Consider the following 20794-nt stretch of genomic DNA (forward strand, 5'->3'; position numbering starts at 1 on the left):
ACAAGAAGACGGGAGAAGAAATGACCAGCGAGTTTTCGGCCGGCAATTACCGGTTTATTCCAGCCGTATTTCAGTATTCGGCGGGCGCCGCAGCCAGTCCCGGCTATGAAGTCGACCGCGTCCGTTTCGACCAATTGCCGCCGCTGGCCGAAGGCTTTGCGCGCATCGCTGAATACATCAAGGCGGCTGGCCGGCCGCTGACGTCGTTCTGCGCCTGCGAGCTGCGCTCGCCCGCTGCGTTCACCGATGAGGGATTCCGGAATTTCAATCTGCACTACGTCAAGACTCTCGCCGAATGGGGCATCTACGACGGCAAGACCAATCCGGTGGCGCGCAGCAATGTCTGTCCTGAGATCGATCCGCCAACGGAGCCGTCATTCTACGCGTTCTGCTTCACGCGTCCGAGCCAGACCGCCTCGCCAACCTTTGCGATCTCCGGCAGCGGTGAGGCGCGGGAAGGCGGGGCGACCTATGCCGAGCGCACGGTGGCGTACCGCGACCTCAGCCCTGATGGGATCAGGGAGAAGGTGCGTCATGTCGTTGGCGCGATGGAAACCCGCATGGGCGCGTTCGGCTTCGGCTGGAAGGATGCCACTGCGGCGCAGACCTACAGCGTGCACGACTTCCACCATGTCCTCGCCGATGAACTGGTCCGCCGCGGTGCGGTTCGCTCCGGCCTGACCTGGCACTTTGCCCGGCCGCCGGTGATCGACCTCGAATACGAGATGGATTGCCGGCGCGTGCTGCGGGAAGTGGTAATTTAGGCCGCGCGATCAAAACCGCAAAACAACCCCATGCACAGTAGAAAAATCGGCCCGGACGGCGGTCTATTCGTCGGCAGGTCCGGGCATGGCGCGACGAAGCCGCTGGGCTTCGCGCCATACATCACGAGCCTCTTTCCCGAAATGAACGATTCTGTGTGCCAGGTGCAGGAGTGTGATCGTGACCATGTCTACGCACCCCCTCTGGCAAACAGGCGTCCGATTTCTCGCTCCGTATCATCTGTCAGTTTGCCGTCGAACCCGCGATTGGCGATGTACTGCTCGACCGCGCGATCGGCGCGGCGCTGACGTGATACGATTTGGGCACGCAACAATCGTGTGAAGAAGGAAGGACGTTTGGTCGGGGTAGAAAGCCAGACCCCAGTGGTTAGAACATTCGCCATAGGATGCTCCTTTGCGGAGTGTTGTCCTTGGGGCGCATTTCCTTCCTGATTCGAAAGATACGTATTCTTGTTCGCAGTTGCGAGATCAAACCTCGCGCATCTTGCATGAAATTTCTACGACAACACTTAGTTGCGCGGATTCGCGCGTCGCCGCATCAAACAAACACGGCTGGGATTCGTTACGAAATAATCCGTCGTGTGGATCGTGTCAGTGCAGCATCTGCGTCAAATTGCCCGCGATCTCGTGCCTAACGTTCTCGCGGATCGAGCGCGTCGCGCAGGCCGTCGCCGACCAGGTTGAACGACAGCACGATGAGGAAGATCGCAAGTCCCGGCCAGACTGCCATCCAGGGCGCGGTGGTCAGGAAACGCTGGGCCGAATTGAGCATGCTGCCCCAGGAAGGCGCCGGCGGCTGCTGTCCAAGACCAAGGAAGGACAGCGCGGCTTCCGCGATGATGGCGGCCGCGATCGCCAGCGTCGCCTGCACCAGAAGGGCCGGCATGATGTTCGGCAGGATGTGGAACAGCGCGATGCGCCAGCGCGGATTGCCCATGGCGCGCGCGGCCTCGATATAGTCCTCGACCTTCACGCTCATCACCTGGCCGCGGGTCAGGCGGACAAAGATCGGCGTTGCCGAGATGCCGATCGCGATCATGGCGTTGCCGAGGCTGGGCCCGAGGAAGGCGGCCAGCGCAATCGCCAGGATCAGGAACGGGCAGGCCAGCATGGCGTCCGTGATGCGGCTGATCAGCGCGTCGATGAAGCCGCCGCGATAGCCGGACAACAGCCCCAGCGGCACGCCAATCGACAACGCGATCGCGACCGAGATCGCGCCCGCCACCAGCGAAGCGCGGGCGCCATAGAGCACGCGGGCCAGGATGTCGCGGCCGAGATCGTCGGTGCCGAACCAGTGTGCGGCGGAGGGCGCCTTGCGCACCGCCGACCAGCTCGTCGCGATCGGATCATAGGGCGCGATCAGCGGCGCAAACACGGCCATCAACATGAAGGCTGCGATCACGATGAGGCCGGCCACGGCGCCCTTGCGCTTGAGCAGCCGGCGGAATGCGCGCCGGGCCGGGCTTTCGACCTGCTCCGCGACTGTGACGGGGATGGTGCCGAGGACAGCGTCGGTCATGGTTTTACGTCCTCAGCCGCGGATTGACGAGGACATAGGCGATGTCGGCGATCAGGTTCAGCGTGATGTAGATCGTTGCCGTCGTCAGCACGACGCCCTGCACGACGGCATAGTCGCGGTTGAACACGGCGTCGACGATCAGCTTGCCGAATCCGGGTATCGAAAAGATCTGCTCAGTCAGCACCGCGCCCGACAGCAGCGTGCCGAGCTCGAGCGCGCCCAGCGTGATCACCGGCGTCAGCGCATTGCGCATGGCGTGCTTGAGGATCACCGAACGCTCGAGCAGGCCCTTGGCGCGCGCAGTGCGGACATAGTCGCTTTCCAGTACTTGCAGCATCGCACTTCTTGTATGTCGCATCAGGATTGCGGCAATCGCATTGCCGAGCACGAAAGCCGGCATGATGGTGGCCGCGAGGCTGGCGCGCCAGTTTTCCGTGAGCGGCACATAGCCTGACGCTGGCAACCATCCGAGCTGGATCGAAAACAGGAAGATCAGCATGATGCCGAGCCAGAAATTCGGCGTCGAGATACCCCACAGCGCAAACAGGTTGGCGCCGTAGTCCCAGGCCGTGCCCTTCTTCACCGCAGAAATGATGCCGGCGGGAATCCCGATCAGGAACGCGATCACGATCGCCATCGAGCCGAGCTGGATCGTCACCGGCAGTTTTTGTGCGATCAGTTCGCGCACCGGCATCTTGTTGCGCAAGGACTCGCCGAAATCGCCCGATAGCACGCCCTTGACCCAGTAGACGTATTGGATCGGCACCGGCTGATCGAGCCGGTATTGCTGGCGGATCTGCGCGATCACGGCCGGATCGCGCTCTTCGCCCGCCATCACCAGCGCGGGATCGCCGGGCAGAAGCTGCTGCAATGAAAAGATCAGCACCGACACGAAGAACAGTGTCGGAACCAGTTGAACGAGACGCCGCGCGAGAAAGTTCAGCATGGCTCAGTCCGCGTCCCGGGCGCAGTGCAGCATGTGATGTTGCGCCGCTGAACCGGGACCCACGTTGGACGCTTGCTGTGCAGAGGCGTAGGTCCCGGCTCTGCGAAGCAGCGCAAGGGCGCTGCCTCGCGTCCGGGACACGAATGCACAGCCGTCTGCTTCACTTCAGCTTCAGCCCGATCACCCGCACCAGCCCGTCCGGCATCTGCTTGTAGCCTTCGAGCTTGTTGGTATGCGCGATCAACAGCCGGCGGTGATAGAGGTAGATCAGCGGCAGATCGTTGAGTACGGTCTTGGCCAGCTTCTCGTAGATCGCCTTGCGCTGCGCCGCGTCGTTGATCAGCCGCGCATCTTCCAGCGCCTTGTCGGCCTCGGCATTGGAATAGCCGCCGTCGTTTTGCGGCGCTCCCGTATGCATGAAGACGTAGGAATTGCCGTCGGGATCGATGCGGCCGCTCCAGCCGATCAGGAAGGCCTGGAACTCGCCGGCCTGCGCCTGCTTGAACGAGGTCGCAAACTCGATGACGCGGATCTTGAGGTCGAAACCCGCTTCCGCGGCCATCGACTGCAGGACTTGCGCAACGGCTTCGTTCTCCGCCCCCTTGGGCACCATCATGTCGACAGCCACCGGCAACGTGACGCCGGCTTCCTTCATCAGCGCCTTGGCCTTGGCGATGTCGCGCTTCGGCACCGGAAAACTCTTTTGATAGTAGGGATGCTCCGGGCTGACCCATTGATTGCCGGGCACGAACTCGCCGTTGAACACCACCTGGGTGAGCGCCTCGCGGTCGATGGCAAGGCTCAGCGCCTGCCGCACCTTTTCCGACTGGCTGAGGGCGCCCTTGTTCTTGTCCTTGGCGATGTTGATGGTGAGACCGAAATAGCCGAGCTCCAGCGCGGTCGACAGTTTCAGCCGCGAGTCCCCGCGCACTTCCTTGATGTCGGTGGCGAGCACGCGCTCGATCAGATCGAGACCGCCGGATTTCAGGTTGGCGAGGCGCACCGTGGCGTCGACGATCGGCAGGAATACGACGCGGTCGATGAAGACATTGTCCTTGTTCCAGTAGTCGGCAAATTTTTCGCCGACGATGCGGTCCTGCTGCACGCGCTCGACGAACTTGTAGGGACCCGCGCAGACCGGCTTCAGGCCGAACTTGTCGCCGGCTTCCTTTGCCGCCTTCGGCGAGACCATCATGCCGGCGCGGTCGGTGAGCTGCGCGACCAGCGGCGAGAACGGCGTTTTCAATACGAGTTTTATGGTGAGGGGATCGACCACATCGACATGGTCGACGGTGGCGAGCTCCGGCTTGCGGAACGATCCCTGAAAGTTCATGTGGCGTTCGATGGAGAATTTCGCAGCCTCGGCATCGAACGGCTCGCCGTCATGGAATTTGACCCCGGGCCGCAGTTTTATCGTCAGCTCCTTGCCGTCGGCGGAGGTCTCGTGCGACAGCGCGAGCTGCGGCACGATGTTGAGCTTTTCATCGATGTCGAACAGCTTGTCGCAGAACGCCGAGAACACGATGCGGCCGACATAGGTGCGGCCCATGGTCGGATCGAGGATGTCGGGATCCTCGGCGAGGCCGATGCGTAGCGTGGTCTGGGCGGTTGCCTCAAATGACAGCAAAAGCGCTGCCGCGGTGACTGCCAGGCGCAGGATTCTCATTGCTCCGTCCCCATCATCTACACTGCTGTTGGTGTTCCGACTATATCAACCCCGCCAGGGCCTGCACCTTCCGTGCCACCGCTGAAGGCTGCGACCAATTTCTCCAGCACCGGCGAAAAGGCGCCGTCATGCGGCAGGATGGCCTCGGCGGCCGGCAGTTCCGCGATGCGATGGCAGGCGGTGGCGTGGCCGGCGGTATCGGCAACGAGCGGCGGCACCTCGGCGCGGCAGCGCTCGATCGCATAGGGACAACGGGTGTGAAAGCGGCAGCCGGACGGCGGATTGAGCGCGCTCGGCATTTCGCCCTGTAGCACGATGCGGCTGCGCTTTGCCTGCGGCTTTGGCACCGGGATGGCCGACAGCAGCGCGCGGCTGTAGGGATGCCGCGGTGCTGCGAACAGCGCCTGCGCATCCGCAGTCTCGACGATGGCGCCGAGATTCATCACCGCGACGCGGTTGGCGATGTGCTTTACGACGGCGAGATCGTGCGAGACGAAGATGTAGGCAAGGCCAAGCCGGTCCTGTAGGTCGCGCAGCAGGTTGAGGATTTGCGAGCGGATCGAGACGTCGAGCGCAGAGACCGGCTCATCGCAGATGATCAGTTTTGGCTCGACCGCCAGCGCCCGCGCGATCGCGATGCGCTGGCGCTGGCCGCCGGAAAACTCGTGCGGATAGCGGCGGGCAAAGCGCGGCTCCAGTCCGACCAGCCGCAGCAATTCTTCCACCCGCTCGCGACGGCGTGCGGGCGGAACCAGATCATGCAGAATGAGCGGCTCGGTGAGAATCTGGCTCACGGTCATGCGCGGGTTGAGCGAGGCGTAGGGATCCTGAAAGATGATCTGCGCATCGCGGCGGAACGCACGCAACTGGTCCGCACCAAGCGTACCGAGATCGCGTCCTTCAAAGCGCACCGCGCCGGCATCGGCTTCGATCAGCCGCAGCACCAGCCGGCTGACGGTAGATTTTCCGCAGCCGGACTCGCCGACCAGCGCCAGCGTCTTGCCGGCCTCGACGGTAAAGCTGACACCATCGACGGCTTTGACGAACGCGGTCGGCCGCCCGAACACGGAACGGTCGGCCACAAAGTGCTTCTTCAACCCTTCGACTTCGAGCAGCGCGGTCACCTTGACGTTCCCTCGTGTCCCGGGCGCTGCGCAATGCGAAGCGTTGCGCTGCAGAACCGGGACCCATCCTGCGGAGATATGGGCCCCGGTTCAGCGGTGCACCGCTGCGCTACGCTTGCGCTGCATCGCGCCCGGGGCACGAGATAGAGAAGCAGCGCGGTCACGACACCAGCCTTTCCAGCGGGGCCTTGATGCAGCGCGAGGCGTGAAGGGGAGAAAGCGCCGCCAGCGGCGGCGGCGCCTGCACGCAGATATCGCTGACGAACGGGCAGCGCGGCGCGAAGCGACATCCCGGCGGCGGGTTCGTCATGTTCGGCACCATGCCCTCGATGGTGGCAAGGTGGGTGGCGCGGCGGTCGAGCCGCGGGATCGAGCCGAGCAGGCCGACAGTGTAGGGATGCTGCGGGTTGGCGAACAGCTCGTCGACCGGCGCGCGCTCGACGATCTCGCCGGCATACATCACCGCGACCTCGTCGCAGACTTCGGCGACCACGCCGAGGTCATGGGTGATGAGGATGATGGCCGCGCCGCTCGCGGCCTTCAGCTCGCGCATCAGGTCGAGGATTTGCGCCTGTAGCGTCACGTCGAGCGCGGTGGTCGGCTCGTCCGCGATCAACAGGCGCGGATCGCAGGCCAGCGCGATGGCGATCATCACCCGCTGGCGCATGCCGCCGGAAAGCTTGTGCGGATACTCGTCGATGCGCTTTTCGGGCGAGGGGATGTGAACGCGGCGCAAGAGGTCGATCGCGCGCTCGCGCGCTTGCCGCCGTGAGCCGCCGCGATGGCGCAATATGGTTTCGACGATCTGATCGCCGATGGTCAGGCTCGGGTTGAGCGAAGTCATCGGCTCCTGGAAGATCATCGCAAGCCGGTTGCCGCGCAAATCGCGCAGCGTCTGGTCCGGCACCTCGAGCAGATCGAAACCGTCGAAGCGGATCGAGCCGGAAACCTCGGCCGATTGCTTCGACAGCAGTCCCATGATGGCAAGCGAAGTGACGCTCTTGCCGCAGCCGGATTCTCCGACCAGCCCGAGCGTCGCGCCGTTGGCGACGGAAAGATCGACGCTGTCGACCGCATGCGTGGTGCGGCCGCCGTCGCCATGAAAGATGACGCGCAGGCCCTCGATCTCGATCAGCGGCGCCGTCGTCACGACTTGCCCACAGGGGTTGCAGCTATGGCGGCGTCGATGACGGCACGGTCGGTGGTTCCGGCCGGATTCTTGCGCGTCGGCAGGAAGGGACGGAAATGCACCCAGAACTCGCGGCTGACCCGTTCAAGCCGCTCGATTTCGCCGAGCGGATCGGTGTGGTCATCCACGCGCAGGTCGAGCGCCGACCATTCTTCCTCGCCATGGATCAACAGCGCCGCCGACTGCTTGCCGCGCTTGTCGCCGCCGGCGGCTTCGCCGGCCTTCATCGCCGCGAGCAGCCGTTGCGCAAAGGGAAGGGCCTCGTTCGCCTCATAGGATTTCGCGGTTTCGTTGAGCACGGCTGCGCCCGTCAGCATGTTGCCGGCGATGGAGAAGCCGTTGCCCTCGACATGTCCGCACCAATCGATGCATTCGCTGCCCGTATGCGCCGCGATCCGGCCCTTGGCGTCCATGATGTGCAGTTGCCGGGTTTCCCGGCCGTCATCTGCCGCAATCAGCGCCGCGACGATGTCGGCGGGAGTTCGCCCCTCGCGCAACAGCTTGAGGCCATCGATGCCGTAGTAGGGATTGACCAGCGCTTGCGTAGCGATGCCACCGATCCCGGCCGCGATGTACGGCACGCGTGCACCGACCGCAAAGAACCTGGTCGCAACCGCGATGCCGATCTGGCCGGTGGTCTTGTCGCGCGCGATGATCGACCAGGTCATGTCTTACAAAGCCATCCCTTAGCGCCCGGCTGCGTAGCCCTGCATGCCGCGCGGATTGGCGGCGGCGCGGCGGCGGACGCCGACTTTCGATGCAGCGGTCAGGCGGCCTTCCGACCAGTCGGGGCCGGTCTCCACGATGTGGCCGCGCTTGGTGAGCTCATCGACGGTTGCCTTCGGCACGCGGTTTTCGACCACGAGCACGCCCGGCCGCGCGGTGCGGGGCCAGAACGAGATCGGGAAATGCTCGGAGTGCCAGGCCGGTGCGTCGATCGCTTCCTGTAAATTCATTTTCGCGTGGACATGCCGCAGGAAGAACTGCGCAATCCATTGGTCCTGCTGGTCGCCGCCGGGCGAACCCCAGGCGAGATACGGCTCGCCGTCGCGCAGCGCCATGGTCGGCGAGAGCGTCGTGCGCGGGCGTTTGCCGGGCGCCAGCGACGCCGGATGGTTTTCTTCCAGCCAGAACATCTGTGCGCGGCTGCCAAGGCAGAAGCCGATCTCGGGAATGACCGGCGACGACTGTAGCCAGCCGCCCGAGGGCGTGGCAGAGATCATGTTGCCGGCCTTGTCGATGATGTCGAAATGCACGGTATCGCCGCGCACCTCGCCGAAACGTCCCACCGTCGGCTCGCCCGCGCCCATGGCGCCGACGGCTTCGCGAAGCCCTTCCGCCCGCCGCAATTTTACGACGGCGCCAAAACCTTCGACCGAGCCGGGGATGAAGTCGAGCGAGGCCTTGTCTTTCGAGATCAGCTTGCGCCGCTCGTCGTTATAGGCGTCCGATAGCAGCGTCGCGATCGGGATGTCGTTGAACTTTGGATCGCCATAGAATTTTTCACGGTCGGCGAAGGCAAGCTTGGCGCATTCGACCTGCAGGTGAATGAAATCAGGTCCGGCCGGATCGAGGCCGTCGAGGTCAAAACCCTTCAGCAGCGCGAGTTGCTGAAGCATCACCGGGCCCTGGCTCCACACGCCGGCCTTGCAAACGGTGTAGCGGCCGTAATCGTAGGTCAGCGGCGCTTCCACCGTCGGCGCCCAGCGCGCCATGTCGTCCGCTGACAGCACGCCGCGATGCGGTGAGCCGCTGACATCCATCACTTCCTGGGTCCGGCAGAACTTGTCGATCGCTTCGGCCACGAACCCCTGCGACCACGCCTTTCGCGCACGCTCGATCTGCGCGATGCGGTCGCCGCCGGCGCTTTCGGCTTCCTTCAGGATGCGGGCATAGGTTTCCGACAATGTCTTGTTGGTGAAGATGGTGCCGGGAACAGGCACTTCGTCATTGGGCAGATAGACCGCCGCCGAGGTCGGCCAGTGCTTTCGGAACAATTGCTCGACGGTCTTGATGGTGGCGGATGCGCGCTCCACCAGCGGATAGCCGCTACCGGCATAGGCGATCGCCGGCTCCAGCACGTCGCGCAGCCGCATCGTGCCGTAGTCACGCAACAGCAGCATCCAGGATTCGAACGTGCCGGGAACGCAGGCCGCGAGCAGCCCGGTGCCGGGGACCATTTCCAGGCCTTCGCTCTTGTAATGCGCGATCGTCGCCTTGGCCGGCGCAGGGCCCTGGCCGCAGATCACTTCGGTACTGATACGTTTGACGTCATGCACGATGATGGGCACATCGCCGCCGGGGCCGTTGAGATGCGGCTCGACCACCTGAAGCGTGAAGGCGGTGGCAACACCGGCATCGAAGGCGTTGCCGCCTTTCTCGAGCGTCGCCATCCCGACCGCGGTCGCAATCCAGTGCGTCGAGGTGACGACGCCAAAAGTGCCTTCGATCTCGGGGCGCGTTGTGAACGGATCGGGATTGATGTTGCTCATGGAAATCCATCGTTTTTGCTTGGCCGTTCGGCGAGCGCACTTGATCACAAGCCGGGCGGGCTGCCAACTGGCATGCCAGTAGGGCAGCCGTCAGGCAGGCGCCGGCGCCGTGTTCACGGCATGGCAGGCAACGCCATTGATCAGTTCCGGCGTTTCCCGCCGGCACAGATCGAACGCCAGCGGACAGCGCGGATTGAAGCTGCATCCGGGCGGCGGATTGATCGGGTTGGGAATCTCGCCCTTGACCGGGATGCGCTGCCGGCCGGACATCGAGAGATCGGGGACCGCGCCCAGCAGCATTTTTGTGTAGGGCATTTTCGGGCGGCTGAAGAGCTCGCGTCCTTCCGCGATCTCGACGATACGGCCGAGATACATCACGCCGATGCGGCTCGCCATGTGGCGGACCACGGCGAGGTTGTGGCTGATCAGGAGATAAGTGAGGCCGAACTTGTCCTGAAGGTCGCGCATCAAATTGAGGATTTGCGCCTGCACCGAAACGTCGAGCGCCGAGGTCGGCTCGTCACAGACGATGAACTCGGCTTCGGACGCCAGCGCGCGTGCGATCGCGATGCGCTGGCGCTGGCCGCCGGAGAATTCATGCGGAAATTTCAGGCCGTCATCGGCATGCAGGCCGACGAGGTTGAGCAGTTCGCCGACGCGCGCCTTGATATCGCGCTCGCCCTGGATCAGGTCGAACGCACGGATCGGCTCGGCCACGATGGCATCGACCCGGAAGCGCGGATTGAGACTGGCGTAAGGGTCCTGAAAAATCATCTGGATGCGGCGGCGCAGCTTCCGGCGCGCCTGCGCCTGTTTCGGATCGGTCATCGAGACGCCGGCGATCCGCACCTCGCCCGAGCTTGGCGGCAGCAATCCCACCACCATCCGCGCCACCGTGGTCTTGCCCGAGCCGGATTCACCGACCAGCGCAAAGGTTTCGCCGCGCCTGATGTCGAAGGTCACGCCGTCGACGGCCTTCAGGAACTCGAGATCGCCGCCCTCGATCAGCCGGTTGAGCCACGGCTTTGAAACGTCGAACGCGCGGCGCAGGTTTTTGACATCGACAAAGGACGCAGCACTCATGCGGCACTTTCTTTCGCCGAGGCGTCATAGAGATGGCAGGCCACGGCCTGCGTGCCGTGGCGGATCGGTTCGGGGCGCTCGACCTTGCAGCGGTCGAACACGAACGAACAGCGCGGATGGAACGAGCAGCCCGGCGGAATGGCCGACAGCCGCGGCATCGACCCCGGTATCTGCACCAGCCGCTTGTCTTCGCCGGCCAGCGTCGGGATCGCGCCCATCAGGCCCTTGGCGTAGGGATGCAGCGGGTTCTGCACGACGTCCTGCACCGGGCCGATCTCGGCGATCCGCCCCGAATACATCACCGCCACGCGGTCGGAGGTTTCCGCGATCACGCCCATGTCGTGGGTGACCAGCATCACGGCGGTGCCGTGGTCGCGCCCGAGCCGCTTGATCAGCGAAATGATCTGGGCCTGTACGGAAACATCGAGTGCGGTGGTCGGCTCGTCCGCGATGATCAGCTCCGGCTCGGCGCAGATCGCCAATGCAATCACCACACGCTGGCGCATGCCGCCGGAGAACTCGTGCGGATAGGCATCGATACGCTTTTCCGGCGCGGGAATGCCGACTTCGGCGAGCAGGTCGATGGCGCGCTTGCGCGCCGCGCTGTCGGAAAGGTTGGTGTGGGTCTTGATGGTCTCGACGATCTGCTCGCCGATCCGGTAGAGCGGGTTGAGGCTGGTCAGCGGATCCTGGAAGATCATGCCGATACGTTTGCCGCGCACGCGGCGCATTTCTTCCGGCGGCAGATTGTCGATCCGCGTGCCCGAGAGATAAATCTCGCCGCCGGCGATGCGGCCGGGCGGATCGATCAGGCCGATCACGGCAAGGCCGGTGACGGATTTGCCGGCGCCGGATTCGCCGACCACGCCCAGCACTTCGCCCTTGGCGATATCGAACGAGGCGCCGTCGATGGCTTTCAGCGTGGCGCGCCGTGTGGCGAATTCCACCTTGAGGTTACGCACGGAAAGGACGGGTACGGTCATCGCAGTTTCGGATTGAGCGCGTCGCGCAGCCAGTCGCCCAGCAGATTGATCGACAGGATCAGTCCGGCGAGCGCGATGCCGGGGAAGGCGACGATCCACCATTCGCCGGCGAACAGATAGTTGTTGCCGATGCGGATCAACGTGCCCAGCGACGGCATGGTCTCGGGCATGCCGGCGCCCAGGAACGACAGAGTCGCCTCGGTGAGAACGGCGAGCGCCAGGTTGATGGTCGCGATCACGAGCACCGGTCCCATCGCATTGGGCAGCACATGGCGCAGCATGATCTTCTGCGCCGGCAGCCCGATCAATTGCGCGGCGGCGACATAATCCTTGTTCTTCTCGACCAGGACCGAGCTGCGCACGGTGCGGGCATATTGCACCCAGAAACTCAGGCCGATGGCGAGCACCAGCACGACGAGCATGCTGGTGGGGTCAAGCTTGTTGCCGAACATCGACTTGGCGACGCCGTTGACCAGGAGCGCGATCAGGATGGCGGGGAAGGTGAGCTGCACATCGGCAATGCGCATGATCAGGCCGTCCACCGCGCCGCCCACATAGCCCGCGACCAGGCCCAGCGTGATGCCGATCGTGCCGGCCAGCAGCATGCCGAGCACGCCGACGGCCAGCGAGATGCGCAGGCCATAGAGAATGGCCGAAAGGACATCGCGGCCTTGCTCATCGGTGCCGAGCAGGAAGGGAGCCTGGCCGTCGGCCGTCCACAGCGGCGAGATGCGCGAATTCATCAGTTGCAGTTGCGCCGGATCGAACGGGTTCTGTACCGCGAGGATCGGAGCGAGGATCGCGAGCAGGAAGAACAGCAGGGTGATGGCGGCCGCGATCATCGTCATCCGCGAACGGCGGAACGAATAGAAGATGTCGCTGTCGAGCGCGCGCCGCAGCCAACTGGTGCCGCGGCCGGCGCGCGGTGCGGCTTCGGTAGAGCGGGGGACAACGGCGTCGGTCATGCGGCAGCCTCGCTCAGTGCGGGCGGCTGACGGTCGAGCGCAGGCGCGGATCGACCACGGTGTAGAGGATATCGACCACCAGATTGATGGTGACGAAAATCAGCGACACCGTCAGCAGGTAGGCCGCCATGATCGGAATGTCGACGTTTTGAATGGCCTGCACGAACATCAGCCCCATTCCGGGCCACTGGAACACGGTTTCGGTGATGATCGAAAATGCAATTACCGTTCCAAATTGCAGGCCGGCCACGGTGATGACGGGAACCAGCGTGTTCTTCAGCGCATGGCCGAAATGGATGGCGCGCGTTGTCAGGCCGCGGGCGCGGGCGAAGCGGATGTAGTCGGTGCGCAGCACCTCCAGCATCTCGGCGCGCACCAGCCGCATGATCAGCGTCATCTGGAACAGGCCGAGGGTGATTGCGGGCATGATGATCGCCTTGAGCCCGGAAACGGTGAGCAGGCCCGTGCTCCACCAGCCGATCTTCACGACTTCTCCGCGGCCGAATGAGGGCAGCCAGCCCAGCGTCACCGCAAACAGGTAGATCAGCAAAATGCCGATCAGGAATGTCGGCAAGGATATGCCGATCAGCGACACCATCTGGAACAGTTTGGCGAGCCAGGTATCGCGTTTCAGCGCGGTGTAGACGCCCATCAGGATGCCGAACACCATGGAGATGATGGTGGCGACCGTCGCCAGCTCCAGCGTCGCCGGCATTCGCTCCATCAAGAGATTCGCGACCGGCTGCCGGAACTGGTAGGACATGCCGAACTTGAACTGCACGGCATTGCCGAAATAGCGCGCGAACTGCACGACGACGGGGTCGTCGAGGCCGAGCGATTTGCGCACGGCCGCGCGCTCGGCGGGCGGGGTGTCGATCGACACGATCTGGCTCACGGGATCGCCGGCAAAGCGGAACATGGAGAATGCGATGATCCCCACGGCGAACATGACGCCGATGGCCTGGAAGGCGCGGCGAAGCGTGAAAGCGAGCATGTTATTCTTTCACTTTCCCGTCTTGATGCGTCGTCGCCGTCGGCTGGGAACGAATGATCCCGGAAGCGTTGACCTCCGGGACCATTTAGCCGTTAGTCCTGTTTGGAGGCCCAGTAAAGCAGGACCTGATTGTCGGCGCGCTGCCTCAGTTTGACCTTTTTCGAGACACCCCATGCGAGAGCCTGCTGGTGCAGCGGGATGTAGCCGAAATCCTTCTGCTCGATCTCGAAGCCCTGCTTGATCAACTGATCGCGCTTTGCGGTGTCGGTTTCCACCAGCACCTTCGCGGCCACTTCGTCCAGCGTCTTGTTGCAGTAGCCGCCGAGATTGGCCTGGCCCCGGCTCGATTTCGGGTCGTTGCGGCAGCCCATGATCTCATAGAGCACGTTGTGGGCATCGGAGGTGCCGGGCGTCCAGCCAAGCAGGTAGAACGACGTCTGGTAGCCGCCGGTGTTGAGCACCTTGGCGAAATACTGTGCCTTCGGCTGCGCAAGCAGGTTCACCTTGACTCCGATGCGCGCCAGCATGCCGACCACCGCCTGGCAGATCGCGGCGTCGTTGACGTAGCGGTCGTTCGGGCAGTCCATCGTCACCTCGAAGCCGTCGGCATAGCCGGCATCGGCCAAGAGCTTCTTGGCGGCATCGGGATCGTATTTCGCCCGCTTGAACTCGCCATGCAGTTTGTAAAGCTGCGGTGCGATCATCAGCGCCGAGGGCGTCGAGAGGCCGCGCATCACGCGCGACTTGATCGCTTCGACGTCGATCGCCCGGTAGAAGGCCTCGCGGACCCGCACATCCTTGAACGGATTCTTGCCCTTGATGTTCGAATAAAGCAGCTCGTCGCGGATCTGGTCCATGCCGAGGAAGATGGTGCGGATCTCCGGGCCCTTCAGCACCTGCGCATTCGGGCTCGAGTCGACGCGCGCGATGTCCTGGAGCGGAACAGGTTCGATGACGTCGACTTCGCCCGACAGCAGCGCCGCGACGCGCGTGGCGTCCGACGAGATCGGGGTGAAGATGATCTCCTTCAGATTATGCTCGGGCTTGCGCCACCAGTTCGGGTTGGCCTTGAAGACGGTCTTCACCCCGGGCTGGTGACTTTCGATCATGAAGGGGCCGGTGCCGTTTTCGTGCAGCGAGGCGTAGCTCGGCGTCGTCGCGGCGGCTGGGGTCGGATCGACGACGTTGTTGGCCTCCGCCCATTTCTTGCTGACGATGTACCAGGTGTCCCACTGCGAATTCAGAATCGGGTTCGGCGAGGTCAGGATGAAATCGACGGTATGGTCGTCGACCTTGACCACCTTCACGTCCGCTGCAATTCGCGTCTGAAGGTTCGAGCCCGGCTTGCGGATGCGGTCGGCGGAGAACACGACGTCGTCGGCGGTGAACGGCGTGCCGTCGTGGAATTTGACGCCCTTGCGCAGGTGGAAGCGCCAGCGGGTCGGTTCGGGCGTCTCCCAACTCTCGGCCAGGCCCGGGACGATCTTCAGGTCCTGGTCGCGCGCGATCAGGCCTTCATAGACATGGCCGAGATGCGCGTGGGTGGTGCTTTCGTTCAGCGTGTAGGGATCGAGCGAGTTGAGCACGCCCTGGTTGGCATAGCGCAGGGTTTGGGCCGATGCCGGCGCAACAAAAGCTAACGACGCAACGACAGTCGCTGCACGCAAGACCTGACGTACTGACATTTGTTCAACTTCTCCCCTGTGGCCGCTGCCGTGTTTTTAATGTGATATCGACAGCCGGTGGCGCGCCATGTTGCCCCAGAGCTTGGCCGCAGCGCAAGGTAGTTTCGGCATCGGGATACCCCGGTTTGCACGGCACTGCGGCAATGACTAGCTTTAGTTTGAGCAACGTGCACAGACGCACGACATTCGACTTTTGGAGTGCCGGATGGTGGAACTGAGGACCGATGTCCTCGTGCTTGGAGCGGGGATGGTCGGCGTCGGCGCCGCCTTGCATCTGCAAAAGCGCGGACGGGACGTTATCCTGATCGATCGGAACAACCAGGCAGGCGAAGGGACGAGCTATGGCAATGCCGGGATCATCGAAGCCGCTTCGGTGTTTCCCTACATGTTTCCGCGCGATTTCGCGCCGCTCCTGCAATACGCGCTGAACCGCCACCCGTCGGTGCGCTACCGGCTGGCGGATTTGCCTGAATTTCTGCCCTGGCTGGCGCGCTATTATCTCGCCTCTTCGCCCGAGCGTGCACTGCACAGCGCGATGGCGGAGCTGCCGCTGATCCGCCGCAGCCTGATCGAGCATGAAGAGCTGATGGCGGAAGCCAAGGTGCTGCCGGACCTTCTGCGCAGAACCGGCTGGCTGAAGTTCTATCGCACCGATGCAACGCTTGCCACGGCTGTGCGCGACTTCGAGCGCGCCAAACAATATGGTGTTGCGGGCGACGTACTCGACGCAAAAGGAATTATAGCGCGTGAGCCGAACCTCACGGGCGACTTCGCCGGCGCGGTCTACTTTCCGGCGCCCGGCTTCGTCCCCGATCCCGGTGGTCTGGCAAAGGCGTATGCCGCGCTGTTCGGCCGCAGGGGCGGGCGCTTCCTGGTCGGCGATGCCCGCACGCTGGAGCAATACGGTAACCGCTGGCGGATATCGACCGGCGAGGGATCGGTGACCGCGCGCGAGGTGGTGGTGGCGATGGGGCCGTGGTCGGATCAGGTGTTCCGTCCGCTCGGCTATTCCATCCCGCTCAACGTCAAGCGCGGCTATCATTATCATCTCAAGGCAAACGGGAATGCGGTGCTCAATGGTCCGGTGCTCGATGCCGATCAGGGGTTTGTGCTGGCGCCGATGAATCGCGGCGTCCGGATCACCACCGGTGTCGAATTCGCCAATCGCGACAGGCCGCCTTCGCCGGTCCAGGTCGAGCAGGCGCTGCCGCGGGCGCGTGCGCTGTTTCCGCTCGGCGAGCCGGTCGATGCTAAGCCCTGGATGGGCGCGCGTCCCTGTTTGCCGGACATGCTGCCCGTCATCGGCAAGGCGCCGCGCCACCCGGGCCTGTGGTTCGATTTCGGCCACCAGCACCACGGCCTGACGCTCGGTCCGGCCACCGGCCGCCTGCTCGCGGAGATGATGACCGGCGAGACGCCGTTTGCCGACCCAAGTCCCTTTGCCGTCGAACGATTCGGTTGACCATATCAGCCGAATAGGTCCTGACCGGGCGCAGGCGGCCTGCCGGGCCGCTTGCGTCGCTATGCCCATCGCGGCGATACTACCCGCGGGCTGAAGCGATCAGGAGCCGACCATGAAAGTTAACATCGAAATCGATTGCACGCCGGTGGAAGCCCGGCAGTTCATGGGCCTCCCGGATGTCTCGCCGATGCAGAACGCCGTGATGGACAAGCTGCAACAGCAGATGACGGCCAATATCGAAAAGATCTCGCCGGAGTCGCTGCTGCAAAGCTGGTTCACCTTCGATCCCAAGATCGCCGAGCGCTTTCAGGACATGTTCGTGACCATGGCCGGCCTTGGCGGCTCGCCGAGGAAGGACAAGTAACGGTGGCCGCGATGGGCGCGCGCGAGGGCGGCGACGAGCAACGGCTTCGCCCGCCGAGCCTGTTCCTGATGCTGGCGGAAGCGCGCGCCGTCTTCGAATTCAACACCAGCCTGATGCTGTCGCCGCTTCTGATGCAAGCGCCCAGGGGCGACGGGCATCCGGTGCTGGCGCTGCCGGGATTTCTCGCCAGCGACCTCTCGATGGCGCCGATGCGGCGCTATCTGAAGGCGCTCGGTTACGACACCTATGCCTGGAAGATGGGCCGCAATTTCGGCGGCGTCTCCAGCAAGCGCGCGGCGCTGCGCGAGCTGCTGACCAAAATCCACGACAGTACCGGGCGCAAGGTCAGCATCGTCGGATGGAGCCTGGGTGGCGTCTATGCGCGCGATCTCGCCCTGCAATTGCCGCAGATGGTCCGCGCGGTCATCACGCTTGGCAGCCCGTTTGCCAACGATATCCGGGCGACCAACGCGACGCGGCTCTACGAAATCCTCACGGGCGAGGGCGTCGACGACATTCCGGAAATCCGCGAGGCGATCGCCGGCGACATGCCGGTGCCGGCGACCTCGATCTATTCCCGCACCGACGGCATCGTGAACTGGCACACCAGCTTGCTGCGGCCGTCCGCGACTGCCGAGAATATCGAAGTGCATCTGGCGAGCCATGTTGGCATCGGCGTCAACCCGGCCGCGCTCTGGGCCGTGGCCGACCGCCTGGCGCAGCCGGAGGGCACGTTCAAGCATTTTGACCGGTCCGGGCCGTTTGCCATTGCTTATGCACCCCCGGAAAATGCACAATCCTGACTAGCGTCCCCGGTTGGGGATCATCTGAACGCCAGAAGCGCCGGCAAGGCGCCGCGTAAAACCGTCTTCCCCGGGAGGAGCCCATGGCCGACGCCAAGAAACTGACTTCGCTGGACGCGTCGTTTCTCTATCTGGAAACGCCGGAGACGCCGATGCATGTCGGCAGCATGGCGATCTTCCGCCTGCCGGAGGACTACAAGGGCAACTTCTTCGAAGATTTCAAGACGATGATCGCCTCGCGGCTGCACATCGCGCCGATCCTGAAAGCGCGACTGGAAAAGGCGCCGCTCGACATCGATCATCCGTCCTGGGTCGAGGACGACCAATTCGATATCAACCGGCACATCTTCCGCGCCAGCCTGCCCGCGCCCTACGATCGCGCCACGCTCGAGAGCCTTGTCGGCTGGATCCATGCCAAGCTGCTCAACCGGGCCCGGCCGCTCTGGGAGTTCTATGTCTTCGAAGGCATGAAGGACAACGAGGTCGGGCTTTACTCCAAGATGCACCATGCCTGCATCGATGGCGGCGCCGGCGCGGCGCTGACCAGCATGATCTACGACATCTCGCCGGTGCCGCGGCAGGTCGATCCGCCTGCCGCGCGAAAGGTGGCGCAGGAGCCACGCGACATCGCGGCCAATCTGATCGATTCCTACCAGCAGCTCTGGACCCAGCCGTTCGACGCTGCGAAGGCGCCGAAGAGCATCGAGCTGCCGCGCTCGGGCAAAAGCGACATCGGTTCGATCCTGTTCGACAATGCGATGTTCCAGATCGAGAGTGCGGTGAAGTTTGCCGCCAGCGTGCCGACCTTGCTCAAGAGCGTCTCCGAAGTGGTCGGCAAGATCAGCGATCCCAAATCGCGCGATAGCCTTGCCAGCATGGCCTCGCCGCCGACGATTCTGAACAAGACGATTTCGTCCGAGCGCAGCTTTGCCGGCGTGTCGATCTCGCTACCGCGCGCGAAGGCGGTCGCAAAGGCGTCCGGCGGCAAGCTCAACGACGTGGTGCTGGCGCTCTCGTCCGGCGTGCTGCGGCGCTACCTGCTGAGCCAGGGCGCATTGCCGAACAAGTCGCTGACCGCCGCGGTGCCGATCTCGCTGCGCGAGGAGGGCAACACCGACTCCAACAACCAGGTGTTCGGCATGATCTGCTCGATCGCCACCAACATCGAAAATCCCAAAGAGCGGCTGGAAACGATCATCGCGCAGTCGACCAAGTCCAAGGAGATGTCGCATCCGCTGCGGGCGCTGATGCCGCAGGTGTCGAACCTCTCGATGCTGGGTGCGCCGATCGTGGTGCAGATCATGGCGCTGTTGTACAGCCGCACCAATCTGTCCGACGTGCTGCCGCCGGCGGCGAACGTCACGATCTCCAACGTGCCCGGACCGCGGCAGACGCTCTATGCCGCCGGCGCCGAACTCTTGCACATCTTCCCGGTGTCGATCTCGACCCACGGGCTCGCGCTCAACATCACTGTCCAGAGTTATCGCGACCAGCTCGATTTCGGCTTTATCGCAGGCGCCAACATCATTCCGCACGTAAAGGTGTTGTGCGACATGCTGCCGCTCGAATTCGACGCGTTGGAAGCTGCGTTCGCGCCACCGCCGGCCGAAATCAAGGGTGCGGCGGAATAGAGATCGATCCATTCGCCCGAGAAGAAAGAGATCGTCACGATGATTGAAATGCCGCCGCTCCAGTTCGCCCAGACCAACGGAATTCGCATGGGCTACTACGAAGCGGGGCCGAAGACCGACACCCCGCCGGTCGTGCTCTGTCACGGCTGGCCGGAGCTGGCCTTCTCCTGGCGCCACCAGATCAAGGCGTTGAGCGAGGCCGGCATCCGCGTGATCGCGCCTGACCAGCGCGGCTATGGCTCGACCGACCGGCCCGAGCCGGTCGAGGACTACGATATCGAGCATCTGACCGGCGATCTCGTCGGACTGCTCGATCATCTGAAGATCGAGAAAGCGATCTTCGTCGGCCACGACTGGGGTGGCTTCATCGTCTGGCAGATGCCGCTGCGGCATATCGATCGCGTCGCCGGCATCGTCGGCGTCAACACGCCCCACATGGATCGCGCGTCGGCCGATCCGATCGAGTTGTTCCGACAGCGCTTTGGCGACAAAATGTACATCGTCCAGTTTCAGGATCCGGCTCGCGAGCCCGACAGGATCTTTGGCAGTCGGGTCGAGCAGACCTTTGATGCCTTCATGCGCAAGCCGGTGGCTCGGCCCGAGGGCGCGCCGGCGGAGCAGGCGATTGCCGGCCTCGGTGCCTCGCCACGGGTCAATCTGGCATTTCCGCAGATGATCGCGAATTACGACGCCAGGCACGATCCGCGCACGCCGATTCTGTCGGCGGAGGAGAAGAAGGTGTTCGTCGACACCTTTACGAAGACCGGCTTCACCGGCGGCATCAACTGGTACCGCAACATGTCGCGCAACTGGCAGCGCGCGGCCGGTCTCGATCACACCGTTCGTGTTCCGTCGCTGATGATCATGGCGGAGAACGACGCGGTGCTGCCGCCGTCGGCCGCGGACGGGATGGAAAAAATCATCCCCGATCTCGAGAAATATCTGGTCCGGGACAGCGGCCATTGGACGCAACAGGAAAAGCCGGAAGAGGTCAGCGCAAAGCTGATCGAGTGGCGTAGAAGGCGGTTTGGCTAACATAACCCGTCATTCCGGGATGGTCCGAAGGACCAGACCCGGAATCTCGAGATTCCGGGTTCGATGCTTCG

At 63.7% G+C, this 20794-nt stretch carries 19 protein-coding genes; 6 read left to right on the plus strand and 13 right to left on the minus strand.

Annotated features, from left to right (window positions below):
- The first annotated feature begins 20 nt into the window (after positions 1–20).
- Complete coding sequence (cnbZ, locus tag JQ628_RS19915; RefSeq protein ID WP_212224708.1) at positions 21–764, plus strand: 2-amino-5-chloromuconate deaminase CnbZ; 744 nt, start codon at positions 21–23, stop codon at positions 762–764.
- A gap of 188 nt (positions 765–952) precedes the next feature.
- Here cnbZ and JQ628_RS19920 read toward each other — a convergent pair whose 3' ends face one another.
- The 13 genes from JQ628_RS19920 to JQ628_RS19980 all read right to left on the minus strand — a co-directional run bounded on the left by JQ628_RS19920 (position 953) and on the right by JQ628_RS19980 (position 15428).
- Positions 953–1165, minus strand: a complete 213-nt coding sequence (locus tag JQ628_RS19920) for a hypothetical protein (protein WP_212224710.1) — start codon at positions 1163–1165, stop codon at positions 953–955.
- 248 nt (positions 1166–1413) lie between these two features.
- Positions 1414–2301: an ABC transporter permease gene (locus tag JQ628_RS19925; protein WP_212224712.1), complete on the minus strand. Its 888-nt coding sequence runs from the start codon at positions 2299–2301 to the stop codon at positions 1414–1416.
- 4 nt (positions 2302–2305) lie between these two features.
- Positions 2306–3247, minus strand: a complete 942-nt coding sequence (locus JQ628_RS19930) for an ABC transporter permease (RefSeq protein WP_212224713.1) — start codon at positions 3245–3247, stop codon at positions 2306–2308.
- A 160-nt stretch (positions 3248–3407) separates the two neighbouring features.
- Positions 3408–4913 (minus strand): ABC transporter substrate-binding protein, encoded by a 1506-nt coding sequence (locus JQ628_RS19935; protein WP_212224715.1) that lies wholly within the window; start codon positions 4911–4913, stop codon positions 3408–3410.
- 17 nt (positions 4914–4930) lie between these two features.
- Positions 4931–6037: an ABC transporter ATP-binding protein gene (locus JQ628_RS19940; RefSeq protein WP_212224716.1), complete on the minus strand. Its 1107-nt coding sequence runs from the start codon at positions 6035–6037 to the stop codon at positions 4931–4933.
- Between the two features lie 160 nt (positions 6038–6197).
- On the minus strand, positions 6198–7187 hold the full coding sequence (locus JQ628_RS19945; RefSeq protein WP_212224717.1) for an ABC transporter ATP-binding protein: 990 nt from the start codon (positions 7185–7187) through the stop codon (positions 6198–6200).
- Positions 7184–7894: a DUF1028 domain-containing protein gene (locus JQ628_RS19950; protein WP_212224718.1), complete on the minus strand. Its 711-nt coding sequence runs from the start codon at positions 7892–7894 to the stop codon at positions 7184–7186. Before JQ628_RS19950 ends, JQ628_RS19945 begins: the two co-directional genes overlap by 4 nt.
- An 18-nt stretch (positions 7895–7912) precedes the next feature.
- On the minus strand, positions 7913–9718 hold the full coding sequence (locus tag JQ628_RS19955; RefSeq protein WP_212224719.1) for a gamma-glutamyltransferase family protein: 1806 nt from the start codon (positions 9716–9718) through the stop codon (positions 7913–7915).
- Between the two features lie 90 nt (positions 9719–9808).
- Positions 9809–10801 carry an ABC transporter ATP-binding protein gene (locus JQ628_RS19960; RefSeq protein ID WP_212224720.1) on the minus strand — a complete coding sequence of 331 codons (993 nt, stop codon included), beginning with the start codon at positions 10799–10801 and terminating at the stop codon, positions 9809–9811.
- On the minus strand, positions 10798–11784 hold the full coding sequence (locus tag JQ628_RS19965; RefSeq protein WP_212224721.1) for an ABC transporter ATP-binding protein: 987 nt from the start codon (positions 11782–11784) through the stop codon (positions 10798–10800). Before JQ628_RS19965 ends, JQ628_RS19960 begins: the two co-directional genes overlap by 4 nt.
- Complete coding sequence (locus tag JQ628_RS19970) at positions 11781–12749, minus strand: ABC transporter permease (RefSeq protein ID WP_212224723.1); 969 nt, start codon at positions 12747–12749, stop codon at positions 11781–11783. Before JQ628_RS19970 ends, JQ628_RS19965 begins: the two co-directional genes overlap by 4 nt.
- A 13-nt stretch (positions 12750–12762) precedes the next feature.
- Complete coding sequence (locus JQ628_RS19975; RefSeq protein WP_212224724.1) at positions 12763–13743, minus strand: ABC transporter permease; 981 nt, start codon at positions 13741–13743, stop codon at positions 12763–12765.
- Between the two features lie 92 nt (positions 13744–13835).
- Positions 13836–15428, minus strand: coding sequence for an ABC transporter substrate-binding protein (locus JQ628_RS19980; protein WP_212224725.1), 1593 nt, complete (start codon positions 15426–15428; stop codon positions 13836–13838).
- Positions 15429–15633: 205 nt separating this feature from the next.
- On the opposite strand from JQ628_RS19980, the gene JQ628_RS19985 reads away from it, so the two are divergent.
- The 5 genes from JQ628_RS19985 (at position 15634) to JQ628_RS20005 (ending at position 20723) form a co-directional block, all read left to right on the plus strand.
- Entirely contained in the window at positions 15634–16890 is a 1257-nt protein-coding gene (locus JQ628_RS19985; protein WP_212224726.1) for an NAD(P)/FAD-dependent oxidoreductase, read from the plus strand.
- A gap of 112 nt (positions 16891–17002) precedes the next feature.
- On the plus strand, positions 17003–17254 hold the full coding sequence (locus tag JQ628_RS19990) for a DUF6489 family protein (protein WP_212224727.1): 252 nt from the start codon (positions 17003–17005) through the stop codon (positions 17252–17254).
- An 11-nt stretch (positions 17255–17265) separates the two neighbouring features.
- On the plus strand, positions 17266–18057 hold the full coding sequence (locus JQ628_RS19995) for an esterase/lipase family protein (protein WP_212224835.1): 792 nt from the start codon (positions 17266–17268) through the stop codon (positions 18055–18057).
- Between the two features lie 83 nt (positions 18058–18140).
- Positions 18141–19688: a WS/DGAT/MGAT family O-acyltransferase gene (locus JQ628_RS20000; RefSeq protein WP_212224728.1), complete on the plus strand. Its 1548-nt coding sequence runs from the start codon at positions 18141–18143 to the stop codon at positions 19686–19688.
- 39 nt (positions 19689–19727) lie between these two features.
- Positions 19728–20723 (plus strand): alpha/beta fold hydrolase, encoded by a 996-nt coding sequence (locus JQ628_RS20005; RefSeq protein WP_212224729.1) that lies wholly within the window; start codon positions 19728–19730, stop codon positions 20721–20723.
- Positions 20724–20794 lie beyond the last annotated feature (71 nt).

The sequence above is a fragment of the Bradyrhizobium lablabi genome (assembly GCF_018129385.1).
In the GTDB taxonomy this organism is placed as follows: domain Bacteria; phylum Pseudomonadota; class Alphaproteobacteria; order Rhizobiales; family Xanthobacteraceae; genus Bradyrhizobium; species Bradyrhizobium lablabi_C.

Coding starts and splice junctions, on each gene's coding strand:
- JQ628_RS19950 (WP_212224718.1), bottom strand. CDS start 7,894: ATGACCTGGTCGATCATCGCGCGCGACAAGACCACCGGCCAGATCGGC.
- JQ628_RS19985 (WP_212224726.1), top strand. CDS start 15,634: ATGGTGGAACTGAGGACCGATGTCCTCGTGCTTGGAGCGGGGATGGTC.
- cnbZ (WP_212224708.1), top strand. CDS start 21: ATGACCAGCGAGTTTTCGGCCGGCAATTACCGGTTTATTCCAGCCGTA.
- JQ628_RS19990 (WP_212224727.1), top strand. CDS start 17,003: ATGAAAGTTAACATCGAAATCGATTGCACGCCGGTGGAAGCCCGGCAG.
- JQ628_RS19970 (WP_212224723.1), bottom strand. CDS start 12,749: ATGACCGACGCCGTTGTCCCCCGCTCTACCGAAGCCGCACCGCGCGCC.
- JQ628_RS19925 (WP_212224712.1), bottom strand. CDS start 2,301: ATGACCGACGCTGTCCTCGGCACCATCCCCGTCACAGTCGCGGAGCAG.
- JQ628_RS19975 (WP_212224724.1), bottom strand. CDS start 13,743: ATGCTCGCTTTCACGCTTCGCCGCGCCTTCCAGGCCATCGGCGTCATG.
- JQ628_RS20000 (WP_212224728.1), top strand. CDS start 18,141: ATGGCCGACGCCAAGAAACTGACTTCGCTGGACGCGTCGTTTCTCTAT.
- JQ628_RS19920 (WP_212224710.1), bottom strand. CDS start 1,165: ATGGCGAATGTTCTAACCACTGGGGTCTGGCTTTCTACCCCGACCAAA.
- JQ628_RS19955 (WP_212224719.1), bottom strand. CDS start 9,718: ATGAGCAACATCAATCCCGATCCGTTCACAACGCGCCCCGAGATCGAA.
- JQ628_RS20005 (WP_212224729.1), top strand. CDS start 19,728: ATGATTGAAATGCCGCCGCTCCAGTTCGCCCAGACCAACGGAATTCGC.
- JQ628_RS19935 (WP_212224715.1), bottom strand. CDS start 4,913: ATGAGAATCCTGCGCCTGGCAGTCACCGCGGCAGCGCTTTTGCTGTCA.
- JQ628_RS19960 (WP_212224720.1), bottom strand. CDS start 10,801: ATGAGTGCTGCGTCCTTTGTCGATGTCAAAAACCTGCGCCGCGCGTTC.
- JQ628_RS19980 (WP_212224725.1), bottom strand. CDS start 15,428: ATGTCAGTACGTCAGGTCTTGCGTGCAGCGACTGTCGTTGCGTCGTTA.
- JQ628_RS19930 (WP_212224713.1), bottom strand. CDS start 3,247: ATGCTGAACTTTCTCGCGCGGCGTCTCGTTCAACTGGTTCCGACACTG.
- JQ628_RS19965 (WP_212224721.1), bottom strand. CDS start 11,784: ATGACCGTACCCGTCCTTTCCGTGCGTAACCTCAAGGTGGAATTCGCC.
- JQ628_RS19995 (WP_212224835.1), top strand. CDS start 17,266: ATGGGCGCGCGCGAGGGCGGCGACGAGCAACGGCTTCGCCCGCCGAGC.